This is a genomic window from Pacificispira spongiicola (assembly GCF_012926505.1).
Lineage (GTDB): Bacteria > Pseudomonadota > Alphaproteobacteria > UBA8366 > Aestuariispiraceae > Pacificispira > Pacificispira spongiicola.
This window is the reverse complement of record NZ_JABBNT010000002.1, coordinates 244,944-267,385: the sequence shown is the minus strand read 5'-3', so window position 1 is coordinate 267,385 and position 22,442 is coordinate 244,944. Positions and strand designations below refer to the sequence as shown.

Below are 22,442 nucleotides of genomic sequence, written 5' to 3'. Positions count from 1 at the left end.
GTCATCCCTCCTTCCGGATCACATCAATGCCGCCATCCCCACCGGTCAGGGCAATTTTTCCATGCTTTAGGGACAAGGCATCCTCCCCGAACAATTCCCGACGCCAACCGGATAGGGCTGGCACGGCTGCGGAATCATCCGCGGCAATCCGCTCCAGATCGTCGGCATTGGCGATAAGGCGCGATGCTACTCCGGCGGATTCGCTGTTCCTTTTCAACAAAACCTTCAACAAGTCGGTCATCGGGCCCAGGCCGGGCGGCAAGGCTTCCTGCTTCGGTGGGTGGGGCAGGTCGTCTTTCGGGACCGCCATGGCGCGTTCGACGGCATCCAGAACGCCTTGCCCCAGCTTGCCTTCCGCAAACCCCCGGCCAAGACCGCGGATGCGGGCCAGATCCTCCAGGGATTTCGGCGCGCTGCCAGCGATGTCGAGCAGAGAGTCGTCCTTAATGATCCTGTTGCGCGGGATGTCGCGGGCCTGCGCCTCGCGTTCGCGCCAGGCCGCAACTTCGCGCACGACCTGAAGAAACCGCGGCTTGCCGCCCCGAACCTTCACCCGACGCCAAGCGTCTTCCGGCTCGTTGCGATAGGTATCGGCGCTGGACAGGATCGACATTTCTTCCTCAAGCCAATGCGACCGGTCGGTTTCCGCCAGCCTTTGCGACAGAAACAGGTAGATGTCGCGCAGATGCGTCACGTCCGACAGGGCATAGGTGATCTGCCGATCGGTCAATGGACGATGTGCCCAATCGGTAAAGCGGGAGGACTTGTCCAGTTCGGCCCGGCAGATTTTTTTCACCAGGGCTTCGTATCCGACCTGATCGCCGAAGCCGCAGACCATCGCGGCGACCTGACTGTCGAAAATCGGGGCCGGAACCTCCCCCATCAGATTATAGAAGATTTCCAAATCCTGCCGCGCGGCATGGAATATCTTGATCTGCTTGGGATTCCGCATGATTTCAAAGACCGGGGCGAGGTCGATACCCTCCGCCAGCGGGTCGATGGCCCGTTCGGTATCGTCGCCCGGCGCGGCGATCTGCAGAAGGCAAAGCTTCGGCCAGTAGGTCTTGTCGCGCATGAATTCGGTGTCGACCGTCACCCAGGGGGCATCGGCGATGGAACGGCAATATTCGGATAAAGCATCCGTCGTGGAAATCAGGGCCTTGGACATAACGACCGCGTATAGACGAGTCGTGCGGGCAGGGGAAGGCCGAAGCGCGGAAATTCGCTCTTCCGTTTAACGGGCCGCAGGAATAGTCTTCGCTCAGAACCTTCCCGTCGCTGCCCATCTGGACCGTCATGCCCGATTTTACCGCTGACCAGGAGTCACGGCCGACCTTCCGTGAACTCTTTACGCCCAAGCTCATCACCGTTCTGAAGGAAGGATATGGCTGGTCGAAACTACGCCAGGACGGCATTTCCGGCCTGACCGTCGCGATTGTCGCCCTCCCGTTGTCGATGGCCATCGCCATTGCCTCCGGCGTCGGGCCGGAACGGGGGCTGATCACCGCGATCGTCGGCGGCTTCCTCGTCTCTCTTTTAGGCGGCAGCCGATTTCAGATCGGCGGTCCGGCAGGGGCCTTCATCGTCCTGGTGGCCGCCACGGTCGCCCGACACGGTGTCGACGGGTTGGTACTGGCGACCTTTATGGCCGGGATCATTCTGATACTCATCGGCTATGCACGGTTGGGCACTTTCGTGAAACTAATCCCCTATCCGGTGACGATCGGGTTCACGGCGGGGATCGGCATTATCATCCTGACCAGCCAATTGCGTGACTTTTTCGGCCTGATGCCGACCGGGGAGGTTCCGGCGGAATTTCTGGAAAAGTTGGCGGCCTTGGCCGCCGCCGCACCGACCGTCAGCATCGCCGCCACCGGGCTGGCCATCGGAACCGTCGCGATCATCCTGTTGCAGCGCCGGTTTGCGCCGTCCTGGCCGGGATTGCTGATCGCGGTCGTCGTAACCTCCCTGGCCACCGCGCTGTTCGGATTGCCGGTGGAAACCATCGGCACGAAATTCGGCGGGATTCCCTCGACGCTGCCGATGCCGGCCCTGCCGGATTTCAGTCCGGACCGGGTCCTCTTACTTTTGCCGGATGCCGTAGCCTTCGCGCTGCTGGGGGCGATTGAATCGCTTTTATCAGCGATTGTCGCCGACGGCATGACGGGGCGTCGGCATCGGTCGAATTGCGAACTCGTCGCTCAGGGCGTGGCGAATATCGGTGCGTCTCTCTTCGGCGGCTTCTGCGTGACCGGAACCATCGCCCGCACCGCCACCAATGTGCGGTCCGGCGCGATCGGCCCGGTGTCGGGGATGCTGCATTCCGCGATACTGTTGGGCTTCATGCTGATCGCCGCACCGCTGGCCGCCTATATCCCGCTCGCCAGCCTTGCCGGCGTTCTGGTCGTCGTCGCCTACAACATGATCGAGAAGCACGCACTGGTCGCCATTTTGCGCGCGTCGCGTGGCGATACCATCGTGCTGGCGGTAACATTCCTGCTGGTCGTGTTGCGCGATTTGACCGAAGGCATTGTCGTCGGCTTCGCCCTGGGGGCGATCCTGTTCATCGATCGGATGGGCAAGGCCCTGGCGGTGGAAACGAAGGCACCGCTGATGCTGGAGGATCAGGCCGATACGGTGGCGACGGGCGGCACCTTTTCCGATGGCGGGCGTGTGCCGTCGAATGTCGAGGTACACCGTATTTCCGGCGCGTTCTTTTTCGGATCGGCGTCGACGGTCGGACGGGTTCTGGACCGGATATCCGAACATCGCAAACATGTCGTGATCGATTGCAGTCAGGTGCCGTTCCTGGATTCGACGGCGGCGAATGTCCTGGAAGGAACGGCACGGAAGGCAAAACGTGTCGGGGTACGTTTCTTCATCACCGGCGCGTCGGCACCGGTTCGGTCCATGCTGGAAGCGCATGGTGTGGCCGAACCGGATACCGAATTCGCCGACACCATCGACGCAGCGTTGGAACGCCTGCGTCGATAGTCCTGATCAATAATGCGGATCGGCAACCCGCTTTTCCGCTGCCCGATGCGACCAGCGCAGGACGACATAGCCCAAGACCGCGGAAATGATCGACCCGGACAGAACGCCGACGCGAACCGCCTTGGCCTGTTCCGCCGTATCGAAGGCCAGATTGCCGATGAACAGGCTCATCGTGAAGCCGATACCGGCCAGCAGGGCAACGCCCCAGATCTGACGCCAGTTCGTGCCGGCGGGCAGACGGGAGACGCCCAGTGCGCAGGCCAGGGCGCAGGCGCCCAAAACGCCGATCTGCTTGCCGAAGAAGAGGCCCGCCGCGATCCCGGCGGACACCGGTTCCAGCACCGATGCGAGGGTAAAGCCGGCCAGGGAGACACCGGCATTCGCGAAGGCGAAAATCGGCATGATTCCGAAAGACACCCAATTCACCAGGGAATGTTCGACGACGTAGAGCGGTCCTTCTTCGTCTTCCGTCGCGCCCTTCATGGGTAGGCAGAAGGCGACGGCGACCCCGGCCAGGGTAGCGTGCACGCCAGATTTCAGCACCGCGACCCACAGCACCGCGCCCAGCAGTAGATAGGCGGTGATCGACAGGACGCGCATCCGGTTCAGGATGATCATCGCCGCCAGGACCAGCCCCGCGACGATCAGGGCGATGCCGGACAGGTTGGCGGTATAGAACAGCGCGATGATCACGATCGCGCCCAAATCGTCGATAATGGCGATGGCCAGCAGGAAGACCTTCAGCGACGTCGGAACGCGCCTTCCCAAAAGGGCCAGAACCCCCAATGCGAAGGCAATGTCGGTCGCCGCCGGGATGGCCCAGCCGTCCAGGGCGCCGGGATTGTCGTAGTTGAAGGCCGCGTAAATCAGCGCCGGTACGATCATTCCCCCCAGCGCGGCAAGCGCGGGCAGGGTGGCCGTGCGCCGGTCGGCCAGATTCCCGACCAGAATTTCTCGTTTGATTTCAAGGCCGACCAACAAGAAGAAGATCGCCATCAGGAAATCGTTGATCCATAGCAGCAATGGCTTGGACAGGCCGAAATCGCCGTAAGAAATCGTAAAATGCGTATCGAGCGCGGCCGTATAATGGGGCGCGAGCGAGGAGTTCATCACCAAAAGGGCGGCCACTGCCGCCGCGATCAGGACGAGGCCCGGCGCTGTTTCATGACCCAACGCGCGAACAACGGTATTGTAAACAGCCTTAACCGGCATCGACTCTCTATCCCCCACTATTATTGACAGACCATTGGCATATCGCCCCGAAATGGGGGGTTGTTAGGAATTTTCAACAGGTTGATCGTCCGTTTCCGGCGCTTTTTGCGGATCATACCGTCTATGCGCGGCGGTTTCGGTGATCATCCGATTGACCTCCGGGTGACGTTTCATCAATTCGAAGAACTGATCCGCGTCGAGAACCATTAATTGCGTTTCCGACAAGGAAACGACGGTCGTGTCGCGGATGTTACCATGCAACAGCCCGACTTCCCCAAAAAACTCGCCCGGTCCCAGGCGCATCGGCTCGGGAAAGAATTCCGCCTCCACCTCGCCCGACGCGATGAAATACATACGGTCGGCATGTTCGCCCTTTCGCACGATCAGATGGCGCGGCGGCACGATCAACGGCTGGAGGAGGGTCGCGATTTCCCCGATCTGGGTGGCCTCCAGACGGGAGAAAGCAGGGACCTGCGCCACCATTTCCCAACTGACCTTGAAATCGCGGCGGCGCAGTTCGTCTACGAAACTGGACGCGAACAGACCGGTCCACAGGGCGAACAACCCGATCCCGGACAGCATGACGACCCCGCCGATCAGCTTCCCCAGGATCGTATGCGGGACCATGTCGCCGTAGCCGACGGTCGTCAGCGTCGCCAGGGACCACCACATGGCATCGGGGATGGAGCCGAAAACATCCGGCTGCGCCTTGTGTTCCGCCAGGAAAACCGCCGTCGCCGCGAAATGCAGGGCGATGACCACGATCAGCAGGGCCGCGACCATGGTGCGCTTTTCCCGCTGTAGGGCGGCGACGATCGATTGCATGGCCCGCGAATAGCGCGTCAGTTTCAGCACCCGCACCATCCGCAACGTCCGCAAAACCCGAAGGTCCAGCCCCAACGGTACCCCGGCAAGGATCAGCAGCGACGGCAACACCGCCGCCAGATCGATCAGCCCCATCGGCGACAGGGCGAATCCGATGCGCGCCTTCCACGGCGGGAGGTCGTGATAACGGCCGTCTTCGACGCAAACCCATAACCGGGCAAGATATTCCAACGTGAAAATGACGATGGAGACATATTCGATCACATCGAACAGGACGGGGAAGCGTTGCGCCACGGGTTGGACGGTCTCCAGCGTCACCGCGACCAGATTGACGACGATGATCGCGACCAGCAGACCGTCGAAGATGCGGGCGCCGGGGCCGGGGGCGCCCCAACCGCCGATGATCCGGAATAAACTGTGCCGCAGTCGTCGCATACCGCGACGGTAAGCGGAGTCGTCTGCCCTTGGCGAGAGACAAGCATGTCGCCAACGGGTTTACCGGGCATCGCCATCCGAACAACACGGTTGACATTCCCGACGGAAACAGGCCCTTTCCCGCCCGATATTCGCGGGTCTCGAGACTCGTCAGGTCATCGGAAATTGGAGCGTTATCATGCACGCATATCGCACGCATACATGCGGCGAACTTCGGGCGGACACTGCCGGTCAGGAAGTTCGGCTGTCGGGTTGGGTCCATCGCAAGCGCGATCACGGAAACCTGCTCTTTGTCGATCTGCGCGACAATTACGGCCTGACCCAATGCGTGATCGACGTCAGTTCCGATCTGTTGGGCTTGATTGAGGGCCTGAGCCTTGAATCGGTCATCACGGTGACCGGCAAGGTGGTGAAGCGGTCCGCGGAAACCATCAACCCGAACCTGCCGACGGGTGAGGTCGAGGTCTATATCAGCGAATGCCACGTCCAGTCGCGCGCCGAGCCGTTGCCGATGCCGGTGAACCAGGATGCGGGGTATCCCGAGGAAATTCGCCTGAAGAACCGCTTCCTGGATCTGCGGCGCGAGGAAATGCATCGCAACATCCTGCTGCGCAATGCGGTGATCCAGTCAGTTCGCCGTCGAATGGTCGCGCAAGGCTTTTCCGAATTCCAGACGCCGATCCTGACGGCCAGTTCGCCGGAAGGCGCGCGCGACTTCCTGGTGCCGTCGCGTCTGCATCCGGGTCAGTTCTATGCCCTGCCGCAGGCGCCACAGCAGTTCAAACAGTTGCTGATGATCTCCGGCTTCGACCGGTATTTCCAGATCGCCCCGTGTTTCCGCGATGAAGACGCCCGCGCCGACCGCAGCCCGGGTGAGTTCTATCAGCTCGATTTCGAAATGTCCTTCGTCACCCAGGAAGACGTGTTCCAGGCGATCGAACCGGTCCTGCACGGCGTGTTCGAGGAATTCGCGAACGGTCGCGAGGTTTCCGCGATGCCGTTCCCGCAAATTCCCTATGCGGAAGCCATGCTGAAATACGGGTCCGACAAGCCGGACCTGCGCAACCCGATTGAAATCGTCGACGTGTCCGAAGCCTTCCGCGGATCGGATTTCAAGATTTTCGCGAAACTGGTCGACGGCGGCGCGGTCGTGCGCGGTATTCCGGTCAAGGGCGCCGCCGCCCAGCCGCGCAGCTTCTTCGACAAAATGAATTCCTGGGCGCAAAGCCAGGGGCAGCCGGGGCTCGGCTATATCGTCTGGCGCGAAGATGGCGCGGCCGGTCCGATCGCAAAAAACCTGGACGAGGCCCGTATCGCGCAACTGGCGGATATCGCCGGGATCGGGACGGGCGACGCGATCTTCTTTGCCGCCGGTAAGGCAGATGACGCCGCAAAATTCGCGGGTACGGCGCGGACGAAGATCGGCGAAGACCTGGGCCTGATTGACGAAAACCGGTTCGAATTCTGCTGGATCGTCGATTTCCCGATGTTCGAATACAACGAAGACCTGAAGAAGGTCGACTTCTCGCATAACCCGTTCTCCATGCCGCAGGGCGGGATGGAAGCGCTGGAAACGCAGGATCCGCTGTCGATCCTGGCCTATCAGTACGACATCGTCTGCAACGGGATCGAATTGAGCTCCGGCGCGATTCGGAACCATCTGCCGGAAGTCATGTACAAGGCCTTCGACATTGCCGGGTATGGCCCGGAAGTGGTCGATACCCGTTTCGGCGGCATGATCAACGCGCTGAAACTGGGCGCGCCGCCTCACGGCGGTTCCGCGCCGGGGATCGACCGGATTGTCATGCTGCTGGCAGGGACGACAAACATCCGCGAGGTCATCGCCTTCCCGATGAACCAGATGGCGCAGGATTTGATGATGGGCGCGCCCGCGCCCGTGTCCGAACGCCAGCTTCAGGATGTTCACATCGCGTTGGATCTGCCGGCGGATCTCGACGCGCTGGACTGATCGTCGCTGCAAACTGGATCAAGGCCGCGCTCCCCCAAAGGGCGCGGCCTTTTCATTTTGGGACCGGCTCTCTATTCGTTCGTGAAAAAAGACGCGCCGAACAGCCAGACCGTCTTCCCGTCACGCGCCAGGATCGGTAGGGACATGGTCTCGATGATGCCGGAATAGGTCTTGCCGACATACCGCATGCGCAGGAAGACCGGCTTACGATCGCGTGCTGCTTCATTCGACAGAGCGATCGACGCCTCGGCCTCATCCGGGGACATATGCTGCCGGAAGGGGATGTTGGATACGTCGCGGCCATAGAATTGCGTGATCCGGCTGCCCAACAACCGATATTGCCAGTCGCCATCGGGCAGGGGTTCCAGAATAAAGCTGCGATCGGCACAGCGCAGGGCCCACAATTCCTTAAGGGTCAGATCCTCACGGGACGGCAACTGTCCGTTGTCGCCGCATTTACTGCGCCAAAGGGCGAAGAGTTCCGTCGCGTCGGGATGCTGCGGTTCGGTCAGTCGCTCTACGACCGGGTCTTCGGATTTACTGGGCACGGCGCGCTGTATTCTTCTAGGGGGCCGGGACGGCGGCGATAGGATGTGATTTCCGCTCCGCCAGGGAATGGAAATACAGCGGCATTATTGGGCGGAAAAAACACGGCGCGGCTGGTCTTCCGACTCTGCCGGAGCCGGATCGGAGGATTGCTGCCCTGATGTTGCCGTAGAAGACGAGGACGGCAGCGTGATAGAGGTACTGCCCGTCGGCGCGGCGACACCGGACGATTGACGCTGACCGGATGACTGGCTCGACATATTGGGCATTTCAAAGGCGGGGCGGCCGTCCTGGGACAGGATATACCAGCCGCCGCCGGCGAATAGGCCCAAGGTGATGCCGAACAGCAAAACCATGGTCGTCAGGATGGCGGCTGTCATCCGGCGCTGCCGGGACAGACCGTTGATTTCGGAAATGGCCTTGTCCAGCTTTCCGTCGACCCGTTTCGTGCCGTCGTTCATTTCCGATTGCAGACGGATAAGGGCGGCGGACAGGTCGGCGCGAAGGGCGCTATGGGCCTGCTGAACGGATTTCGATTCGGCCGCGACAATACGCAGCGCAGCCCGCACCTGCGCTTCCACCGCCGAAAGGTGTGCCCGAAGTTCCTCTCGGGACAAATCCGTCATTTAGTATATCCCTTGTCCTGCACCCCGGTGGATATACTGGCCATGAGCCAAAAACACCACCCCATTCCTAACGCTAACAGACTCGCAAAGTCATTTGAATATTCAACGATTCTTTGCGTTTCGTCTACATCTAGCTTTCGTTGGCCCGCATACTCTATTACTCACCCTATCGCCAAGCCGGTACGGACCCCATTCCGTACTTCGGGCGGTGGACCGTTACAGGCATATGGAGTTCGACGTGTCATTTGTCTATTGGGTATCGGGAATTGTCTTGGGCGGCGCGGCGCTGGCTTATTTGGCGCTTGTGGGGGTCTTGTATGTCGCGCAGCGTCATTTGCTCTACCACCCAACCGACGAGAGGCCGCACCCGGAAGGCGTTCTGGCCCATGCCGTGGAGATTCTGTCGATCCCGGCCCATGACGGGCTTGATCTCTACAGCTGGTGGCTTCCCCCGGCGACGCCGGAAAGCCCGGTTATCGTTTATTTTCACGGTAATGCGGGAAATCAGACCGACCGGGAGGTCCGCATGGGATTGTATCGGGGGCGTGGCTGGGGGGCACTGCTGCCAACCTATCGATACAATGCCGGCAGCGGCGGAATTGCCAGCGAAGAGGCATTGATCGCCGATGGTCGGGCGGTGCTGGCGTGGCTTCGCGCGCAAGGGATCGGACCGGAACGAACGATCCTCTACGGCGAGTCTTTGGGCACCGGGATTGCCGTTGCCCTCGTATCGGAGGCGTCTTTGGAAGGACGTCGGATCGCGGCGGGAATCGTGTTGGATGCGCCGTATGACAGCGTCGTTGCCGTCGCGCGGCGGGTTTATTGGTATGTCCCGGTCGACCGATTGCTACATGACCGATTCGATTCCGCGGCCCGTATCAAATCCGTGGATATACCGATCTTGATCGGTCACGGTGACGCGGATCGGGTGATCGATATCCGGCACGGCCGTGCGTTGTTTGACGCGGCGAACGAGCCGAAGACGTTCGCCTTCAAACCCGGCGGCGGTCATACGGACCTTTATGAATTCGGTTTCCTGGACGATGTGGCGGCCTTCATTGCGGACGTCACCGATTAGAATCAGGCGGATTTGAAGAAGGAGCCGCCGAACAGCCAGACCGTTTTTCCGTCCCGCGCCATGATGGGCAGGGACATGGTTTCGATAATGCCGGAATAGTCGTGCCGTTTGTAGTCGATCAACAGAAACAGGGGCTTCAACGTTTCCGCGACCTCGTTGGAAAAGCGGTTGGCGGATGCCGCCAGATGTTCCGGCATATGCTGGCTGAAGGGAATGCCCGTGACGTCGCGGTCGTAGTACCGCGCGATCGTGGTGCCGAGAAGTCGATACTGCCAATCGCCGTCGCCGGACGGTTCGATGATGAAGCAGCGGTCCGCGCATCGCAGTGCGGCCAATTCGTCCAGATGGATATCCGTGCGCTTCGGCGGTTTGCCGTCCTGGGATTTGCTGCACCAATAGTCATAGAGTGCCTTGGCCTGAATATGTTCAGGGGCATCGAGTCGTTTCAAAAGTGGGTCGACCTTGTAGGTCGAAAGACTGGAAGCGTTTGTCATTTGACCCATCCTTTAAGGTATTCAACATTAACAATCGGTGAACGGATTCAACTTTCTCCGGGTCGGGCCATGCCGCTTCGACCGACGTTTCCCCTATCGGCGAGGTCCCCATGATTCCTGATGCGAACGATATCCGGCAGGCTGCCGCCAGGATTGGTTCCTACATCCGGCGAACGCCGATACTGTGGCTCAATGAAGGCGAATTCGGGGTTCCGGGGACGCTGTGCCTGAAGCTGGAGCATCTTCAGCACTCCGCCTCCTTCAAGGCGCGCGGGGCGTTCAACGCGATGCTGTCTCAGGGCCTGTCGGACAGCGGCGTCATCGCGGCGTCCGGCGGCAACCATGGCGCGGCGGTCGCCTATGCGGCACGGGCGTTGGGCCATCGCGCGGAAATCTTCGTGCCGGAAATCGTCTCCCCGGCAAAGCTGGCCCGCCTTCGAGACTACGGCACGGACGTTCAGGTCGTCGGACGCGAATTCGCCGAAGCGCTGGCCGCATGTCAGGCGCGTCAGGCGGAAACCGGCGCACTGATGATCCATGCCTACGACCAGGACGTCGTTCTGGCCGGGCAAGGGACGGTCGGCCTGGAATGGGACGATCAGGCCCCGGACTTGGACACTATTCTGGTTGCGGTGGGCGGCGGCGGTCTGATCGGTGGGATCTCGTCCTGGTATCGCGGGCGTACCCGGATCGTCGCGGTGGAAGGTGAGGGGACGCCGTCCTTGAACCGCGCCCTGGCGGCTGGCCAGCCGGTCGATGTCGCTATCTCAGGCCGAACCGCGGATTCCCTGGGGGCCCGTCGAATCGGGGATCGCGGGTTCGCCGCCGCGCGGGCCTATGTGGATCGGTCGATCCTGGTCGGCGACGAGGCGATTTTGGAAACGCAGCGGCTTGCCTGGAAAGAATTGCGACAAATATTGGAACCGGGCGGCGCCACGGCGATGGCGGCCCTGATCAGTGGTGCCTACGTGCCGGAACCGGGCGAAAAGGTCGGCGTATTGCTGTGCGGCGGAAACGCCGATCCGTCGACCTTTATTGCATCGGAAGAAACCGGCGAATACGACGTAAAATAATCAGGGCTCACCCAGGAAATTGTTGATAACTCCAAATAAATTCAACTAAAACGAATGGGGGCACGGCCCGGCGTATCCTATATCCTTGGCCGAGAGGGTGATGTGGAAAGGCGTAGGAGCTCAGATTTCTGGATTGCAGTTAGGGTTTTTGGTGCTTTTTTGACGGGCATGACGGTGCTCGGAGGCTTTATGCTGACCGTCGTAATGCCGCATGATCGTATTTTCCCTTGGATTATCAGCCCAATATCGCTTGATCTACGGGTTGAGCGCGCGCTGCAATTTGATGCGCTAACGGCCGATTTAAATCAGAAAATTGAATCGCTTCGGTTCGAGGTTGACGAGTTTTCGGATCGGAACGAGCTACTGGTCTCAGAACTTCAGCTCAATAAAAATAGGCTCGAAGAAGCGGCAGTGCGACTAAGCCAAGCCGAAGCTTCCTTAAACGAAAAGAAACAGGCTTACGATGCCCTGGTCGCGAAACACGCTGCCGAAGTTAACGAACTAAGAAACAGTACGCATTCAAATGATGAGTTGAAGGAACTTCAGCATGAACTGAACGCGGCATTGCTCCAAAGCAAAGCTTCGCGAGGAGAGGTAGAGGCGCTGCAGCTCAAAATACGTGAAAAGGATGGAGTGATATCAAATTTAGAGAACAAAGTTATTGTAATGAGAGAAGAGTTAGAGGCAGCTCAAAAACAGGTCTTGGAAGTTGAGTCGGAAAATAATTATCTAAAAGAAAATGTTTTCAGAAAAGGTTCGGATTCCGATAAAATTGAAAGAATCTCCGAACAACTAGGAGCCTTTGAAATTGTTGGGTATACAAAAATAGTAATACCTAATCAGAAAATTGCCTATTTCGATATTGGTGATAATATTGTTCAGATTAGCGTAACAGATATAAGCTTTTACTCTGGATATTGTTATTTTGATGCAGTGGATTACTTTACAGGGGATAATTTAACGTCTTATTCGACTCGTCATAGTGTTGGATTTTCGTTCTTTTATAAAGAAAAAAGATTCACATTATTTTCATTGACTGGAAATAGTTGTACGTTTTCAGTATCGGATATTTAACTGCCGTCCAGGAATAATATATTCTCAGCGATCGAAGATTCCACACAATTGATCGCTTTTAAGAGAGTGATTCTTTTATAGGGTTGATGATACGGTAATCGGTGGCAATCTCTGACGTCGTATTTCCACATTGCCACAAGTAATTTGCCGGAGTCAGAAGTACCATGGATTCCGCGACACAGTTCGTATTGGGTGCCTGCGTCGGCACGTCGGTTCTGGGGCGGTGTTTGGGGCCGCGCAAGGCGGCGGTTCTGGGCGGTGTTCTGGGCTCCATGCCCGATATGGACGTGTTCTATCCCTTCGACGACCCGGTCGACAGTTTCGTTCTGCATCGCAGCGCGACGCATTCCCTGGTCATGCATGCCCTGGCGACCCCGATCTTCGGGGAGGCAATCCTGCGTCTCTTCAAGTATTTTCGGGACAATGCTTCCGAAAACCGTGTGCCGGTCTATGCGGCGGCTTTTTTGTGTTTTACGACCCATGCCCTGCTGGACGCCTTCACCATCTACGGCACGCAGCTTTTTTGGCCGATAACGGATTATCCGGTCGGCATCGGGTCTGTCTTCATCATCGATCCGCTCTACACCCTGCCGCTTTTGGTCGCGACGATCTGGGCTCTGTGCCTGCGGCAATGGAACGGGGGGATCCGCAAGGCACTGTCCGTCGGATTGGTCCTGTCCAGCGGCTATCTGGCCTGGACCCTCGGAGCCCAGCAATGGGCGCTGGCCAAGGCGGAAACCGCGCTGGGCAGGACCTTGGGTGCGGGAGAGGCGTTGAGCATTCCGACGCCGTTCAACACCTTATTCTGGAAGGTGATCGTGCTGGCGGATGACCGGTACGCGAATATCTATGTGCCGCTCTTTGCCGGGCAGGATGCAACGCGTGTCTATGTCCATGCGCGGACACCGGCGGAAGGCGCATGCCTGGATGCGATTCCGGATTTTCGACGGCTCGCCGACTTCGCGAAAGGCTTCTACCGTATCGAGGAAATTGAAAACGGCGACGTTGCCATTGCCGATTTACGCATGGGGCTGACGCCGAATTATGTTTTCCGCTTCGATGTGGCGCGCCATGTCGATGGCGGCTTGGTGGAAACCGCGCCGCCGATCCGGGTCGCGTCTCAGCGGAACGCCTCGGGCGATTTGGATTGGTTGCTGTCTGGTATCCGAGGAATTGCAGTGCCGCGCACGGCGGAAGAAGATGCCTTGGGCACTGATTTCGCCGCCCTCTCCGCGCGGGTCGGTTCGACCAAATGCTGACCGGTTAGGCTGCGGCCTGTATCGTCGCGGCGACGGTAAGGCAGACTGCGGTGATCGCCGACCCGACGGTTCGGACATGGTTCCACCGTGTCCAGACACGCCGATAGACGGTCCAATAAGCGGCGGCCTCCGCGCTGTCCGTCGGCAGCCGGTCCAGGCGTTTGTTCATCGGGACGTTTCCGGCAAGCGTGATCAGGAAGACGAAGACCCCATAGACCGTGCTTCCCGCGATCGTCCATGTCATGGCGGCTGTGGACAGGTCCGCGCTTATGGCCCAGGCCAATACGGGTAGTGCGGGGACCAATCCCAACAGCAGGACCAGAAAGAGGGAGCGATAGACTTTCCGATTGATCATTTGCATCGCGTCGATCCCGCTGATTGGGCGGGCCGCCGAAAGGGAGCGCATGATGAAGTCGGAGAAAGACTGAAAGACACCGGCGACCAGCGCAGAGGCCAGACCAGCGGCGAGAAGGGCATAGACCGTCCAATCGATCGACATGAGTGAGTTCCTTCCGAGATAGAGGTTAGGCGGCGGCGCGGGCGCCGAGGCGGCCGGCCTTTTCGATCCAGCGTGAAATCTTCGCGGAACCGGCCATTTTGACGGAGCCGAACTGGACGACGGAACGGGCCTTGATCCCGCAGAAGTCCAGCACTTGGTTCTTGATGACGCGCCGGCCGGGACGGCCGTAAATCAGCGTGTCCCAAAGCGGTGGCGTGTCGGAGGTGATAATCACGTCGGCGGTCCGCCCGGTCAGCAGTTTCGTCCATTTCAATGTGTCGTTCGGATATCGGAAGCCGAAGCCGGGTGTCAGCGCGCGGTCCAACACGGCCTTTGCCATCGCAGGCATGGCGCCCCACCAGTAAGGGTGAACGATCAGGATGTGATCGGCCCAACCGATGTTTTCCCGCCACGTTTTCAGGTCGGGTTCCAGGGCAGGCGTGTCGCGGCCATAACCTTCGAATCGGGCGTCGAATACCATGTCGGACAGGTCTTGCCGCCGGATATCCGCACCTGCCGCGTGTGCGGCCGATTGATAGGAATCGGCCAAGGCGCCGCAAAGCGATTGGGCGGCGGGATGGGCTACCCAAATGAATATCTTCCGGCTCATCGTCGTTTCCTTTGCTTGACACGGTGTAAATTGACATGACGTCAACTAACTGTATATTGACGCCATGTCAAGTGATGGAATCGATACGCGCAGCAAGATTCTCGACGCCGCCTGGAAGCTCCTGGAGGAAGGAAAAGGTAACGGTGTCCGGATGAGCGACATTGCGAAGGCCGCCGGGATCAGCCGCCAGGCGGTCTATCTACATTTTCCCAGCCGCGCTGAACTGCTGACCGAAACGACCCGGCACATCGACCGGACAAAGAATATTGAGGCACGCTTGTTGCCCAGCCGCACGGCACGGAACGGACGCGAACGGATCAACGCCTTTGTCGAGGCGTGGGGGAATTACATCCCGGAAATCTATGGTGTCGTTCAGGCCATCCTGGCCATGAAGGATACCGACCCGGAGGCTGCAACAGCCTGGGCGGACCGGATGCGTGCCTTGCGGGAAGGCTGTGAGTCCGCGATCCGCGACTTGAAACGCGACGGAACCCTGACGCCGAGCCTGACGGAAAAGGAAGCGGTCGATATGCTGTGGACCTTGCTGTCCGTTCGGACCTGGGAACATCTGCGCATTGACTGCGGCTGGCCGCAAAAGCGATACATCGCCGAAATCCTGTCCATCGCGCGCAAAACGCTGCTTGCCCGCTGGACCTAGTCCTCTCACCGACCGACAAAAAAGAAACGGCCCCGCCTCTTTCGAGACGGGGCCGCATCATGACGTCCGCGTAATCGTGGATTACGAGGAGTAGTACATGTCGAACTCGACCGGGTGGGTCGTGTGCTCGAGGCGGTAGACCTCTTCCCACTTCAGTTCGAGATAGGCGTCGATCTGATCGTCGGTGAAGACGTCGCCCTTCTTCAGGAAGGCGCGATCGGCGTCCAGGCTTTCCAGCGCTTCACGCAGCGAACCGCAAACCGTCGGGATGCCTTCCAGCTCTTCCGGCGGCAGGTCGTACAGATCCTTGTCCATCGGGTCGCCCGGGTGGATCTTGTTCTGGATACCGTCCAGGCCGGCCATCAGCATGGCGGTGTAGGCCAGGTACGGGTTCGCCATGGCATCCGGGAAGCGGGCTTCCAGACGCTTACCTTTCGGGTTCGAGTCGTACGGAATACGGATCGAGGCCGACCGGTTGCGGGCGGAGTAGGCCAGCAGCACCGGCGCTTCAAAGCCCGGGATCAGACGCTTGTAGCTGTTGGTCGACGGGTTCGTGAAGGCGTTCAGGGCCTTCGCGTGTTTAATGATGCCGCCGATATAGTACAGGCAGGATTCGGACAGATCCGCATAACCCGTGCCGGCGAACATGTTCTTGCCGTCTTTCCAGATCGACTGGTGCGTGTGCATGCCCGAACCGTTGTCGCCGACGATCGGCTTCGGCATGAAGGTCGCGGTCTTGCCATACTGATGGGCGACCATGTGCACGACGTATTTGTAAATCTGCATGCTGTCGGCGGTTTTCACCAGCGTGTTGAAACGCATGCCCAGTTCGTGCTGGGACGGCGCCACTTCGTGGTGATGCTTTTCCATCTGCAGGCCCATGCCGATCATGGTCGTGACCATTTCGGCACGCAGGTCGGTTTCGCTATCGACCGGCGGAACCGGGAAGTAGCCGCCCTTGACGCCCGGACGGTGGCCCGGGTTGCCGCCTTCGAAGTCGGAGTAGTTGTTGTACGGGCCTTCCGTGGAGTCCAGCTTGTACGACATGTTGTTCATTTCGGTGGAATAGCGAACGTCGTCAAAGACGAAGAATTCGGCTTCCGGGCCGAAATAGGCCGTGTCGCCGATGCCCAGGCTTTCCATGTAGGCCAAGCCTTTTTTGGCGGTCGAGCGCGGGTCGCGATCATACGGCTGACCGGTCGACGGTTCCAGAATGTCGCAGAAGACAATCATCTGCGGCTGAACCGTGAAGGGGTCCATGCAGGCGCTTTCGGCGTCCGGCATCAGGATCATGTCGGATTCGTTGATCGCCTTCCAACCGGCGATGGACGAACCGTCGAACATGATACCGTCCTTGAAGACGTCTTCGTCGATCGTGCAGACATGCTGCGCCGTGTGCTGCCATTTGCCGCGCGGGTCGGTGAAGCGGAAATCGACATACTGAACGTCGTTTTCCTTAATCATTTCCATTACTTTTTTGATTGCGTCCGACATGGTGATTTCCTTTTAAATCGATAGTCAGGGCGTGAGGCGGCCCCCCGGGAGGGGCGCCGGTGGACTTAAACCGCGTCGCTGCCGGTCTCGCCGGTGCGGATGCGGATGACCTGTTCGATGCTGGAGACGAAGATTTTCCCGTCGCCAATCCGGCCGGTCTTGGCCGCGTTCTGGATCGCCTCGACGGCGCGTTCACACAGCGCGTCGTCAACGACGATTTCCAATTTCACCTTGGGCAGGAAATCAACGACATATTCCGCGCCGCGATACAGCTCCGTGTGCCCCTTTTGCCGCCCGAAGCCTTTCGCCTCGGTAACGGTGATCCCCTGAATGCCGACGTCGTGAAGCGCTTCCTTAACTTCGTCCAGCTTGAACGGTTTGATAACCGCCTCGATCTTTTTCATCGGCTTTCCTTAAACCTCGCTAGTGCGCCTCATGGCGGCGCGATGACGACACATATTTGGCCCCCGTAAAGACGGGCCAATCCACCACTGTTTAGGTGATTTAACAGCATGTCCCGTGCCACTTCGGACTGGAACAGTATTCCCAATTATTTTCAATCGTTTAATTGCTTTGCGGACGGGTTGTGTTGCGGGAATGTGACTGTATGAATTTTGACCAATTGATGAAAAAATAGGCATCACATACTGATGATGGAGCAACATGCTTGTCCGCGCTTCCCTTTCGCGAACGGGCGCTCTACGGTTTCGTCGACCAAATAACGATAATCCTACGCTAACGAATCCATCCTTGGGGGAGCGCCATGTCCTGCGATAAAACGAAACTGCCCAGCCGCCATGTATCCGTAGGACCGTCCAGTGCACCGCACCGGTCATACTATTATGCGATGGGCATGACGGAAGATGAAATCGCGCAGCCTTTCGTCGGCGTCGCGACCTGTTGGAACGAGGCTGCGCCGTGTAACATCGCCCTGATGCGTCAGGCGCAGGCGGTGAAGAAGGGCGTTAAGGCCGCAGCGGGCACGCCGCGCGAATTCGCCACGATCACCGTGACGGATGGTATCGCCATGGGGCATGCGGGGATGTATTCCTCTCTGCCCAGTCGCGACCTGATTGCCGATTCCGTGGAATTGACCATGCGCGGGCATTGTTACGACGCCTTGGTCGGGCTGGCCGGGTGCGACAAGTCGCTGCCGGGGATGATGATGTCCATGGTGCGGTTGAATGTGCCGTCGGTCTTTATCTATGGCGGATCGATCCTGCCGGGCCGGTTCAAGGGCCGGGACCTGACCGTGCAAGACGTGTTCGAGGCCGTTGGTAAATTTTCCAGCGGTCAGATCGACGCGGAAGAACTGCACGGCATCGAATGCGCCGCCTGTCCGTCCGCCGGGTCCTGCGGGGGCCAGTTTACCGCGAATACCATGGCCTGCGTGTCGGAAGCGATCGGCCTTGCCCTACCGGGATCGGCCGGGGCGCCTGCACCCTATGAAAGCCGCGATGCGTTCTGCGAAGCGTCGGGCCGCGCGGTGATGACCCTTTTGGAAAAGCGCATCCGACCGCGCGATATCGTCACCCGGAAATCATTGGAAAACGCCGCGCGCGTCGTGGCCGCGACCGGCGGATCGACCAATGGCGGGCTGCATCTTCCGGCAATCGCCCATGAATGCGGGATCGATTTCGATTTGAACGATGTTACCGAAATCTTCCGATCCACGCCCTATATCGCGGATTTGAAGCCGGGCGGGCGGTATGTCGCGAAAGACCTATACGAAATCGGCGGCGTGGAAATCGTCATGAAGGCTTTGTTGGACGGCGGGTATCTGCACGGGGACTGCCTGACCGTGACCGGTAAGACCATCGCGGAAAACCTGGCCGATGTGCATTTCCCGTTGGACCAGGACATCGTGCGCCCGACATCGAACCCGATCACGCCGACGGGCGGTGTCGTCGGTCTGCGCGGCAATCTGGCGCCGGAAGGGGCGATCGTGAAGGTCGCCGGGATGCAGAACCAGAAATTCACCGGCCCGGCTCGGGTCTTCGATTGTGAGGAAGACGCCTATAAGGCCGTGGAAGCCCGCGCCTATAAGGAAGGCGAGGTGCTGGTGATCCGTTACGAAGGGCCGAAGGGCGGTCCCGGCATGCGCGAAATGCTGGCGACCACGGCGGCGATTTACGGCCAAGGGATGGGCGACAAGGTCGCCCTGATTACCGATGGCCGGTTTTCCGGCGCGACCCGAGGATTCTGCGTCGGTCATGTCGGGCCCGAAGCGGCGGTCGGCGGCCCGATTGGGCTGTTGAAGGACGGGGATATGATCACGCTGGACGCCGTCGCCGGGACGATTGAGGTCGATTTGTCCGAAGACGACTTGTCGGAACGGCGCAAGGATTGGACCCCACGGGAAACCAATTTCCAATCCGGCGCGCTGTGGCGGTACGCCCAGACCGTCGGCCCGGCGGTGAAAGGGGCCGTGACTCATCCGGGCGGCAAGGCGGAAACGCACTGCTACGCCGATATATAGCAAGGACCCACCAGTATGACGGAAACGCGTTTAACCGCACCGCCGACCGGGGGGCTGCGCACTTTCTTGGATTTCCCCTTCGCGGGCGACCTCGACGCATTACAGGCGGATATTGCGATCCTGGGCATTCCCTTTGGCATGCCCTACAGCCCCGACGCGATGGCGAACGATCAAAGCCGGGCGCCGGATGCGCTGCGGCAGGCCCTGATCGATACGGTCTATACGAAAACGCATTTTGATTGGGACTTGGGTGGCCCGTTGTTGGACGGGCAGGATATCCGGGTCGTCGATTGCGGCAATGTCACAGCGGATATGTCGGATCACGCGGAACATTACCGTCGGGCGGAAGCGGTCGTTCGGAAGATACTGACCGCCGGGGCGACCCCCATCGTTCTGGGCGGCGATCACGGGATTCCGATCCCCGTCATGCGGGCCCTGGAAGCGACGGGGGAAACCGGCATCACGCTGGTGCATGTCGACGCCCATCTGGATTGGCGGGACGAGGTGAACGGCGAGAAGAACGGCTATTCCAGTCCCATTCGCCGCGCGTCGGAAATGCCCTGGTTCGACAAGATCGTCCAGATCGGCATTCGCGGGATCGGCAGTGCGCGAACGGGCGAGGTCGAGGATGCGCGCACCTACGGCGCGGATATCGTCACCGCCTATGAATTGCACGAAATCGGCATGGCGGCGGTACTGGATCGCATTCCGGACGGCGGTCCTTATTACCTGACCATCGATGCGGATGGAGTCGATCCGACGATTATGCCTGCCGTGATGGCGCAGACGCCGGGCGGTCTGACCTGGTTGCAGATGCGCCAACTGATCCACGGGCTGGTGGGGAAGGGCCGTGTCCTGGGCATGGACCTTGTTGAAATCGCCCCGTCCCGCGATGTCGGCGGCATCACGATGGTGCATGCGGAACGGCTGATCTGCAATTTCATCGGGGCGGCCGTCAGGGCCGGATATTATCGTCGCTAAGCCAGGATAACCGGTCCGCCGGCTCCGGTCGGAAATAGACGATGGTGCGATCACCGATACCCCGGCTGCCCAAATCTTGCGGCCAGGGCGCCATGCCATGCAGCGCATGGCGGTGCACGAGATAGGCCTCGCCGGGTTTGGCGGCGACCGTTACCCGCTTGCACGTATCGAATATCTGTTTGCGGGTCGCGTGATAGCCGTCGGTCAGGTCGATTGCGTCCCAATCGCCCGGCGGAATTCCAGTGAAGGTTTGACGCAACCAATCGCCGATGAGGCAATGCGACCCTTCCCAGACGGTGAAGGGCGCGGCCTCCGCCGGGTGATCCGTCGCCGGGATGCCCAGGACGAAAGCATGGTATTCGCGCAAGAACCGACGCCGGTCCGGTCCCTCGCGCAACAGCCCGTCGATATGGGCGGCGTCCCGGTCGCGCCGGAAAGCGTAAACGGCGGCGCTTTCATCCGGCGCCGGTCGCGGATATCCGGAGCGGCACACGGAAACCTGTCCCGGTTCCCAATCGCCGGAGAAGCCTAACCCGTCCCGGACAAAATCGACGGCGAGCCCCGAAAGGGAAAGGCCGCCCGGAACGGCGCCGCGCGCATCGTTCGGCAGGACGTTGACGCCCGCGAACCACGTATCGCCATAGCGCCACCATTCCGCATTGTCCGGGTCGGTCAACGTCGCCTGAATCGCCGGGCCGCTGCGCGTCAGCCAGTCGCGCAAGGCGGGGTCGAAGGGAAAGCGCACCCACCCCGTTTCCAGGAATTGGGAGAGCATTGAAGCGTCGGGGGGCATCGAACTAGTCCGGTGGTGTTTCCTGCGTCGGCAGATGCGGGTCGAGAACGAACTGCCGTAATCCCGACCCGAATTCCGAATGGATGACCGCCGGTTCGATGAACTCGTCGTCCAGGCTGCACATGGTCAGGCCGACCTCTTCCGGCGTTGCGTCCGCATAGAACGCGATGGGCGTGCCGCATGTGTTGCAGAAGCCGCGTCGGCAGCCGGGGGAGGAATGATAAAAAGTCAGTGCCCCGCGCGTCAGTTTGAAATCCTCGCGCTTGGTCGCCGTCCAGGTCACGGCCACCGCTGCGGCTTGTTTCCTGCACATACTGCAATGGCAGTGATCGGCATAGCCGACAAGGTCGTATGGAATTTCATAGCGGATCGCGCCGCACAAGCAACCGCCGGTCCGCTTTTCCGGGGGTATGATTTCAGTGGACATGGCTCGCCTCCCGTATGTTGATCAGGCGGCCAGTTTGCACCAAACCGGCGTGTGGTCCGATGGCTTTTCTTTCGCGCGCGGCGTTTTGTCGATATCGCATTCCTGCAAGCGGTCCGCGGCACGCGGCGACAGCAGCAGGTGATCGATCCGCAGTCCTTCGTCCTTCTGCCAGCGACCTTTGACGTAGTCCCAATAGGAATAGCGATGGGCCTCGTTCGGATGCAGAGCACGATAGGCCTCCGTCAGTCCGAGATTGAGTAGCCGACGAAACCGGTTGCGACTTTCCGGACGGCACAGGGCGTCGTCGGCCCAGCCGACCGGGTCATAGATATCGTCATCGGTCGGGCAGACATTGTAGTCGCCGCCCAGAACGAAAGGCTGTTCGGACGGGATCAGCGTATCGCGAACGTGATCGGCCAGCCGGTCCATCCAGGACAGCTTGTACGGAAATTTTTCGCTGTCGACCGGATTCCCGTTCGGCAGATAAATGGACGCGACGCGGACGCCCTCCACCGTTCCCTCGATATAGCGTGCCTGTTCGTCGCCGTCGCTGCCGGGAAGACCGCGCCGGACGTTCTCGATCTGCGATTTGGAAAGGATCGCCACGCCGTTATAGGTCTTCTGACCATGCGTTTCGATGTGGTAGCCCAAGGCCTCGATCTCCAGCCGGGGGAATTCCTCATCCACGCATTTCAGTTCCTGAAGCAAGCCCACATCCGGCTGCGCCGCCTCCAGCCATTCCAGGACACGGGGCAGACGGGCCTTTACCGAATTCACATTGAAGGTCGCGATTTGCATGGCGGTAGTTAGGCAGACTCCGATACCTCGCGCAATCTCGGGGTGCATGGGGTTCGAAAAATTTTATGCTGACGATTTGGAACAAAAATAAAGGAATGAGTAACGAATTTATATTAAT

Annotated in this window: 22 protein-coding genes; 9 read left to right on the top strand and 13 right to left on the bottom strand. The window is 59.7% G+C overall.

Annotation, left to right across the window (positions count from 1 at the left end; all coding sequences use genetic code 11):
• Position 1 precedes the first annotated feature (1 nt).
• Entirely contained in the window at positions 2-1,168 is a 1,167-nt protein-coding gene (gene rnd, locus HH303_RS06520; protein ID WP_169624427.1) for a ribonuclease D, read from the bottom strand.
• A gap of 128 nt (positions 1,169-1,296) precedes the next feature.
• On the opposite strand from rnd, the gene HH303_RS06515 reads away from it, so the two are divergent.
• Entirely contained in the window at positions 1,297-2,994 is a 1,698-nt protein-coding gene (locus HH303_RS06515) for a SulP family inorganic anion transporter (protein WP_169624426.1), read from the top strand.
• Positions 2,995-3,000: 6 nt separating this feature from the next.
• On the opposite strand, the gene nhaA is transcribed toward HH303_RS06515, so the two are convergent.
• Together nhaA and HH303_RS06505 are read right to left on the bottom strand one after the other, a co-directional pair.
• The gene (gene nhaA, locus HH303_RS06510; protein ID WP_169624425.1) at positions 3,001-4,206 is read right to left on the bottom strand and encodes a Na+/H+ antiporter NhaA; all 1,206 of its coding nucleotides are present in this window, start codon (positions 4,204-4,206) and stop codon (positions 3,001-3,003) included.
• 63 nt (positions 4,207-4,269) lie between these two features.
• The gene (locus HH303_RS06505; protein WP_169624424.1) at positions 4,270-5,466 is read right to left on the bottom strand and encodes a cyclic nucleotide-gated ion channel; all 1,197 of its coding nucleotides are present in this window, start codon (positions 5,464-5,466) and stop codon (positions 4,270-4,272) included.
• Positions 5,467-5,644: 178 nt separating this feature from the next.
• Here HH303_RS06505 and aspS point away from each other — a divergent pair, with 178 nt between their 5' ends.
• The gene (gene aspS / locus HH303_RS06500) at positions 5,645-7,435 is read left to right on the top strand and encodes an aspartate--tRNA ligase (RefSeq protein WP_169624423.1); all 1,791 of its coding nucleotides are present in this window, start codon (positions 5,645-5,647) and stop codon (positions 7,433-7,435) included.
• Between the two features lie 71 nt (positions 7,436-7,506).
• Here the strand turns inward: aspS and HH303_RS06495 are convergent, their stop codons facing one another.
• On the bottom strand, positions 7,507-7,983 hold the full coding sequence (locus HH303_RS06495) for a PAS domain-containing protein (protein WP_169624422.1): 477 nt from the start codon (positions 7,981-7,983) through the stop codon (positions 7,507-7,509).
• Positions 7,984-8,067: 84 nt separating this feature from the next.
• Complete coding sequence (locus tag HH303_RS06490) at positions 8,068-8,607, bottom strand: hypothetical protein (protein WP_169624421.1); 540 nt, start codon at positions 8,605-8,607, stop codon at positions 8,068-8,070.
• Between the two features lie 238 nt (positions 8,608-8,845).
• On the opposite strand from HH303_RS06490, the gene HH303_RS06485 reads away from it, so the two are divergent.
• A complete protein-coding gene (locus tag HH303_RS06485) occupies positions 8,846-9,685 on the top strand; it encodes an alpha/beta hydrolase (protein ID WP_169624420.1) in 840 nt (279 codons plus the stop codon).
• A 2-nt stretch (positions 9,686-9,687) separates the two neighbouring features.
• On the opposite strand, the gene HH303_RS06480 is transcribed toward HH303_RS06485, so the two are convergent.
• Entirely contained in the window at positions 9,688-10,179 is a 492-nt protein-coding gene (locus HH303_RS06480) for a PAS domain-containing protein (RefSeq protein WP_169624419.1), read from the bottom strand.
• Between the two features lie 110 nt (positions 10,180-10,289).
• On the opposite strand from HH303_RS06480, the gene HH303_RS06475 reads away from it, so the two are divergent.
• The 3 genes from HH303_RS06475 to HH303_RS06465 all read left to right on the top strand — a co-directional run bounded on the left by HH303_RS06475 (position 10,290) and on the right by HH303_RS06465 (position 13,585).
• Positions 10,290-11,252: a threonine/serine dehydratase gene (locus tag HH303_RS06475; protein ID WP_169624418.1), complete on the top strand. Its 963-nt coding sequence runs from the start codon at positions 10,290-10,292 to the stop codon at positions 11,250-11,252.
• A 189-nt stretch (positions 11,253-11,441) separates the two neighbouring features.
• Entirely contained in the window at positions 11,442-12,326 is an 885-nt protein-coding gene (locus tag HH303_RS06470; RefSeq protein WP_169624417.1) for a hypothetical protein, read from the top strand.
• Positions 12,327-12,490: 164 nt separating this feature from the next.
• Positions 12,491-13,585 (top strand): metal-dependent hydrolase, encoded by a 1,095-nt coding sequence (locus tag HH303_RS06465; protein WP_169624416.1) that lies wholly within the window; start codon positions 12,491-12,493, stop codon positions 13,583-13,585.
• A gap of 4 nt (positions 13,586-13,589) precedes the next feature.
• Here HH303_RS06465 and HH303_RS06460 read toward each other — a convergent pair whose 3' ends face one another.
• Positions 13,590-14,084 (bottom strand): anthrone oxygenase family protein, encoded by a 495-nt coding sequence (locus HH303_RS06460; RefSeq protein WP_169624415.1) that lies wholly within the window; start codon positions 14,082-14,084, stop codon positions 13,590-13,592.
• Between the two features lie 25 nt (positions 14,085-14,109).
• The gene (locus tag HH303_RS06455; RefSeq protein WP_169624414.1) at positions 14,110-14,694 is read right to left on the bottom strand and encodes an NAD(P)H-dependent oxidoreductase; all 585 of its coding nucleotides are present in this window, start codon (positions 14,692-14,694) and stop codon (positions 14,110-14,112) included.
• Positions 14,695-14,758: 64 nt separating this feature from the next.
• Here HH303_RS06455 and HH303_RS06450 point away from each other — a divergent pair, with 64 nt between their 5' ends.
• Positions 14,759-15,352 (top strand): TetR/AcrR family transcriptional regulator, encoded by a 594-nt coding sequence (locus HH303_RS06450; RefSeq protein WP_169624413.1) that lies wholly within the window; start codon positions 14,759-14,761, stop codon positions 15,350-15,352.
• Between the two features lie 81 nt (positions 15,353-15,433).
• Here the strand turns inward: HH303_RS06450 and glnA are convergent, their stop codons facing one another.
• Together glnA and HH303_RS06440 are read right to left on the bottom strand one after the other, a co-directional pair.
• On the bottom strand, positions 15,434-16,846 hold the full coding sequence (gene glnA / locus HH303_RS06445) for a type I glutamate--ammonia ligase (RefSeq protein ID WP_169624412.1): 1,413 nt from the start codon (positions 16,844-16,846) through the stop codon (positions 15,434-15,436).
• A gap of 65 nt (positions 16,847-16,911) precedes the next feature.
• The gene (locus HH303_RS06440) at positions 16,912-17,250 is read right to left on the bottom strand and encodes a P-II family nitrogen regulator (RefSeq protein ID WP_169624411.1); all 339 of its coding nucleotides are present in this window, start codon (positions 17,248-17,250) and stop codon (positions 16,912-16,914) included.
• Positions 17,251-17,609: 359 nt separating this feature from the next.
• On the opposite strand from HH303_RS06440, the gene ilvD reads away from it, so the two are divergent.
• The gene (gene ilvD / locus HH303_RS06435; RefSeq protein WP_169624410.1) at positions 17,610-19,325 is read left to right on the top strand and encodes a dihydroxy-acid dehydratase; all 1,716 of its coding nucleotides are present in this window, start codon (positions 17,610-17,612) and stop codon (positions 19,323-19,325) included.
• A gap of 15 nt (positions 19,326-19,340) precedes the next feature.
• Positions 19,341-20,306, top strand: a complete 966-nt coding sequence (locus tag HH303_RS06430) for an agmatinase (protein WP_169624409.1) — start codon at positions 19,341-19,343, stop codon at positions 20,304-20,306.
• On the opposite strand, the gene HH303_RS06425 is transcribed toward HH303_RS06430, so the two are convergent.
• From HH303_RS06425 to xth, 3 genes are read right to left on the bottom strand one after another with little or no spacing between them, the layout of a single operon-like run.
• On the bottom strand, positions 20,281-21,081 hold the full coding sequence (locus HH303_RS06425) for a hypothetical protein (protein WP_169624408.1): 801 nt from the start codon (positions 21,079-21,081) through the stop codon (positions 20,281-20,283). The genes HH303_RS06430 and HH303_RS06425 overlap by 26 nt on opposite strands.
• Positions 21,082-21,103: 22 nt before the next feature.
• On the bottom strand, positions 21,104-21,526 hold the full coding sequence (locus HH303_RS06420) for a GFA family protein (protein ID WP_169624407.1): 423 nt from the start codon (positions 21,524-21,526) through the stop codon (positions 21,104-21,106).
• A 21-nt stretch (positions 21,527-21,547) separates the two neighbouring features.
• Positions 21,548-22,324, bottom strand: coding sequence for an exodeoxyribonuclease III (xth, locus tag HH303_RS06415; protein WP_169624406.1), 777 nt, complete (start codon positions 22,322-22,324; stop codon positions 21,548-21,550).
• Positions 22,325-22,442: the final 118 nt, after the last annotated feature.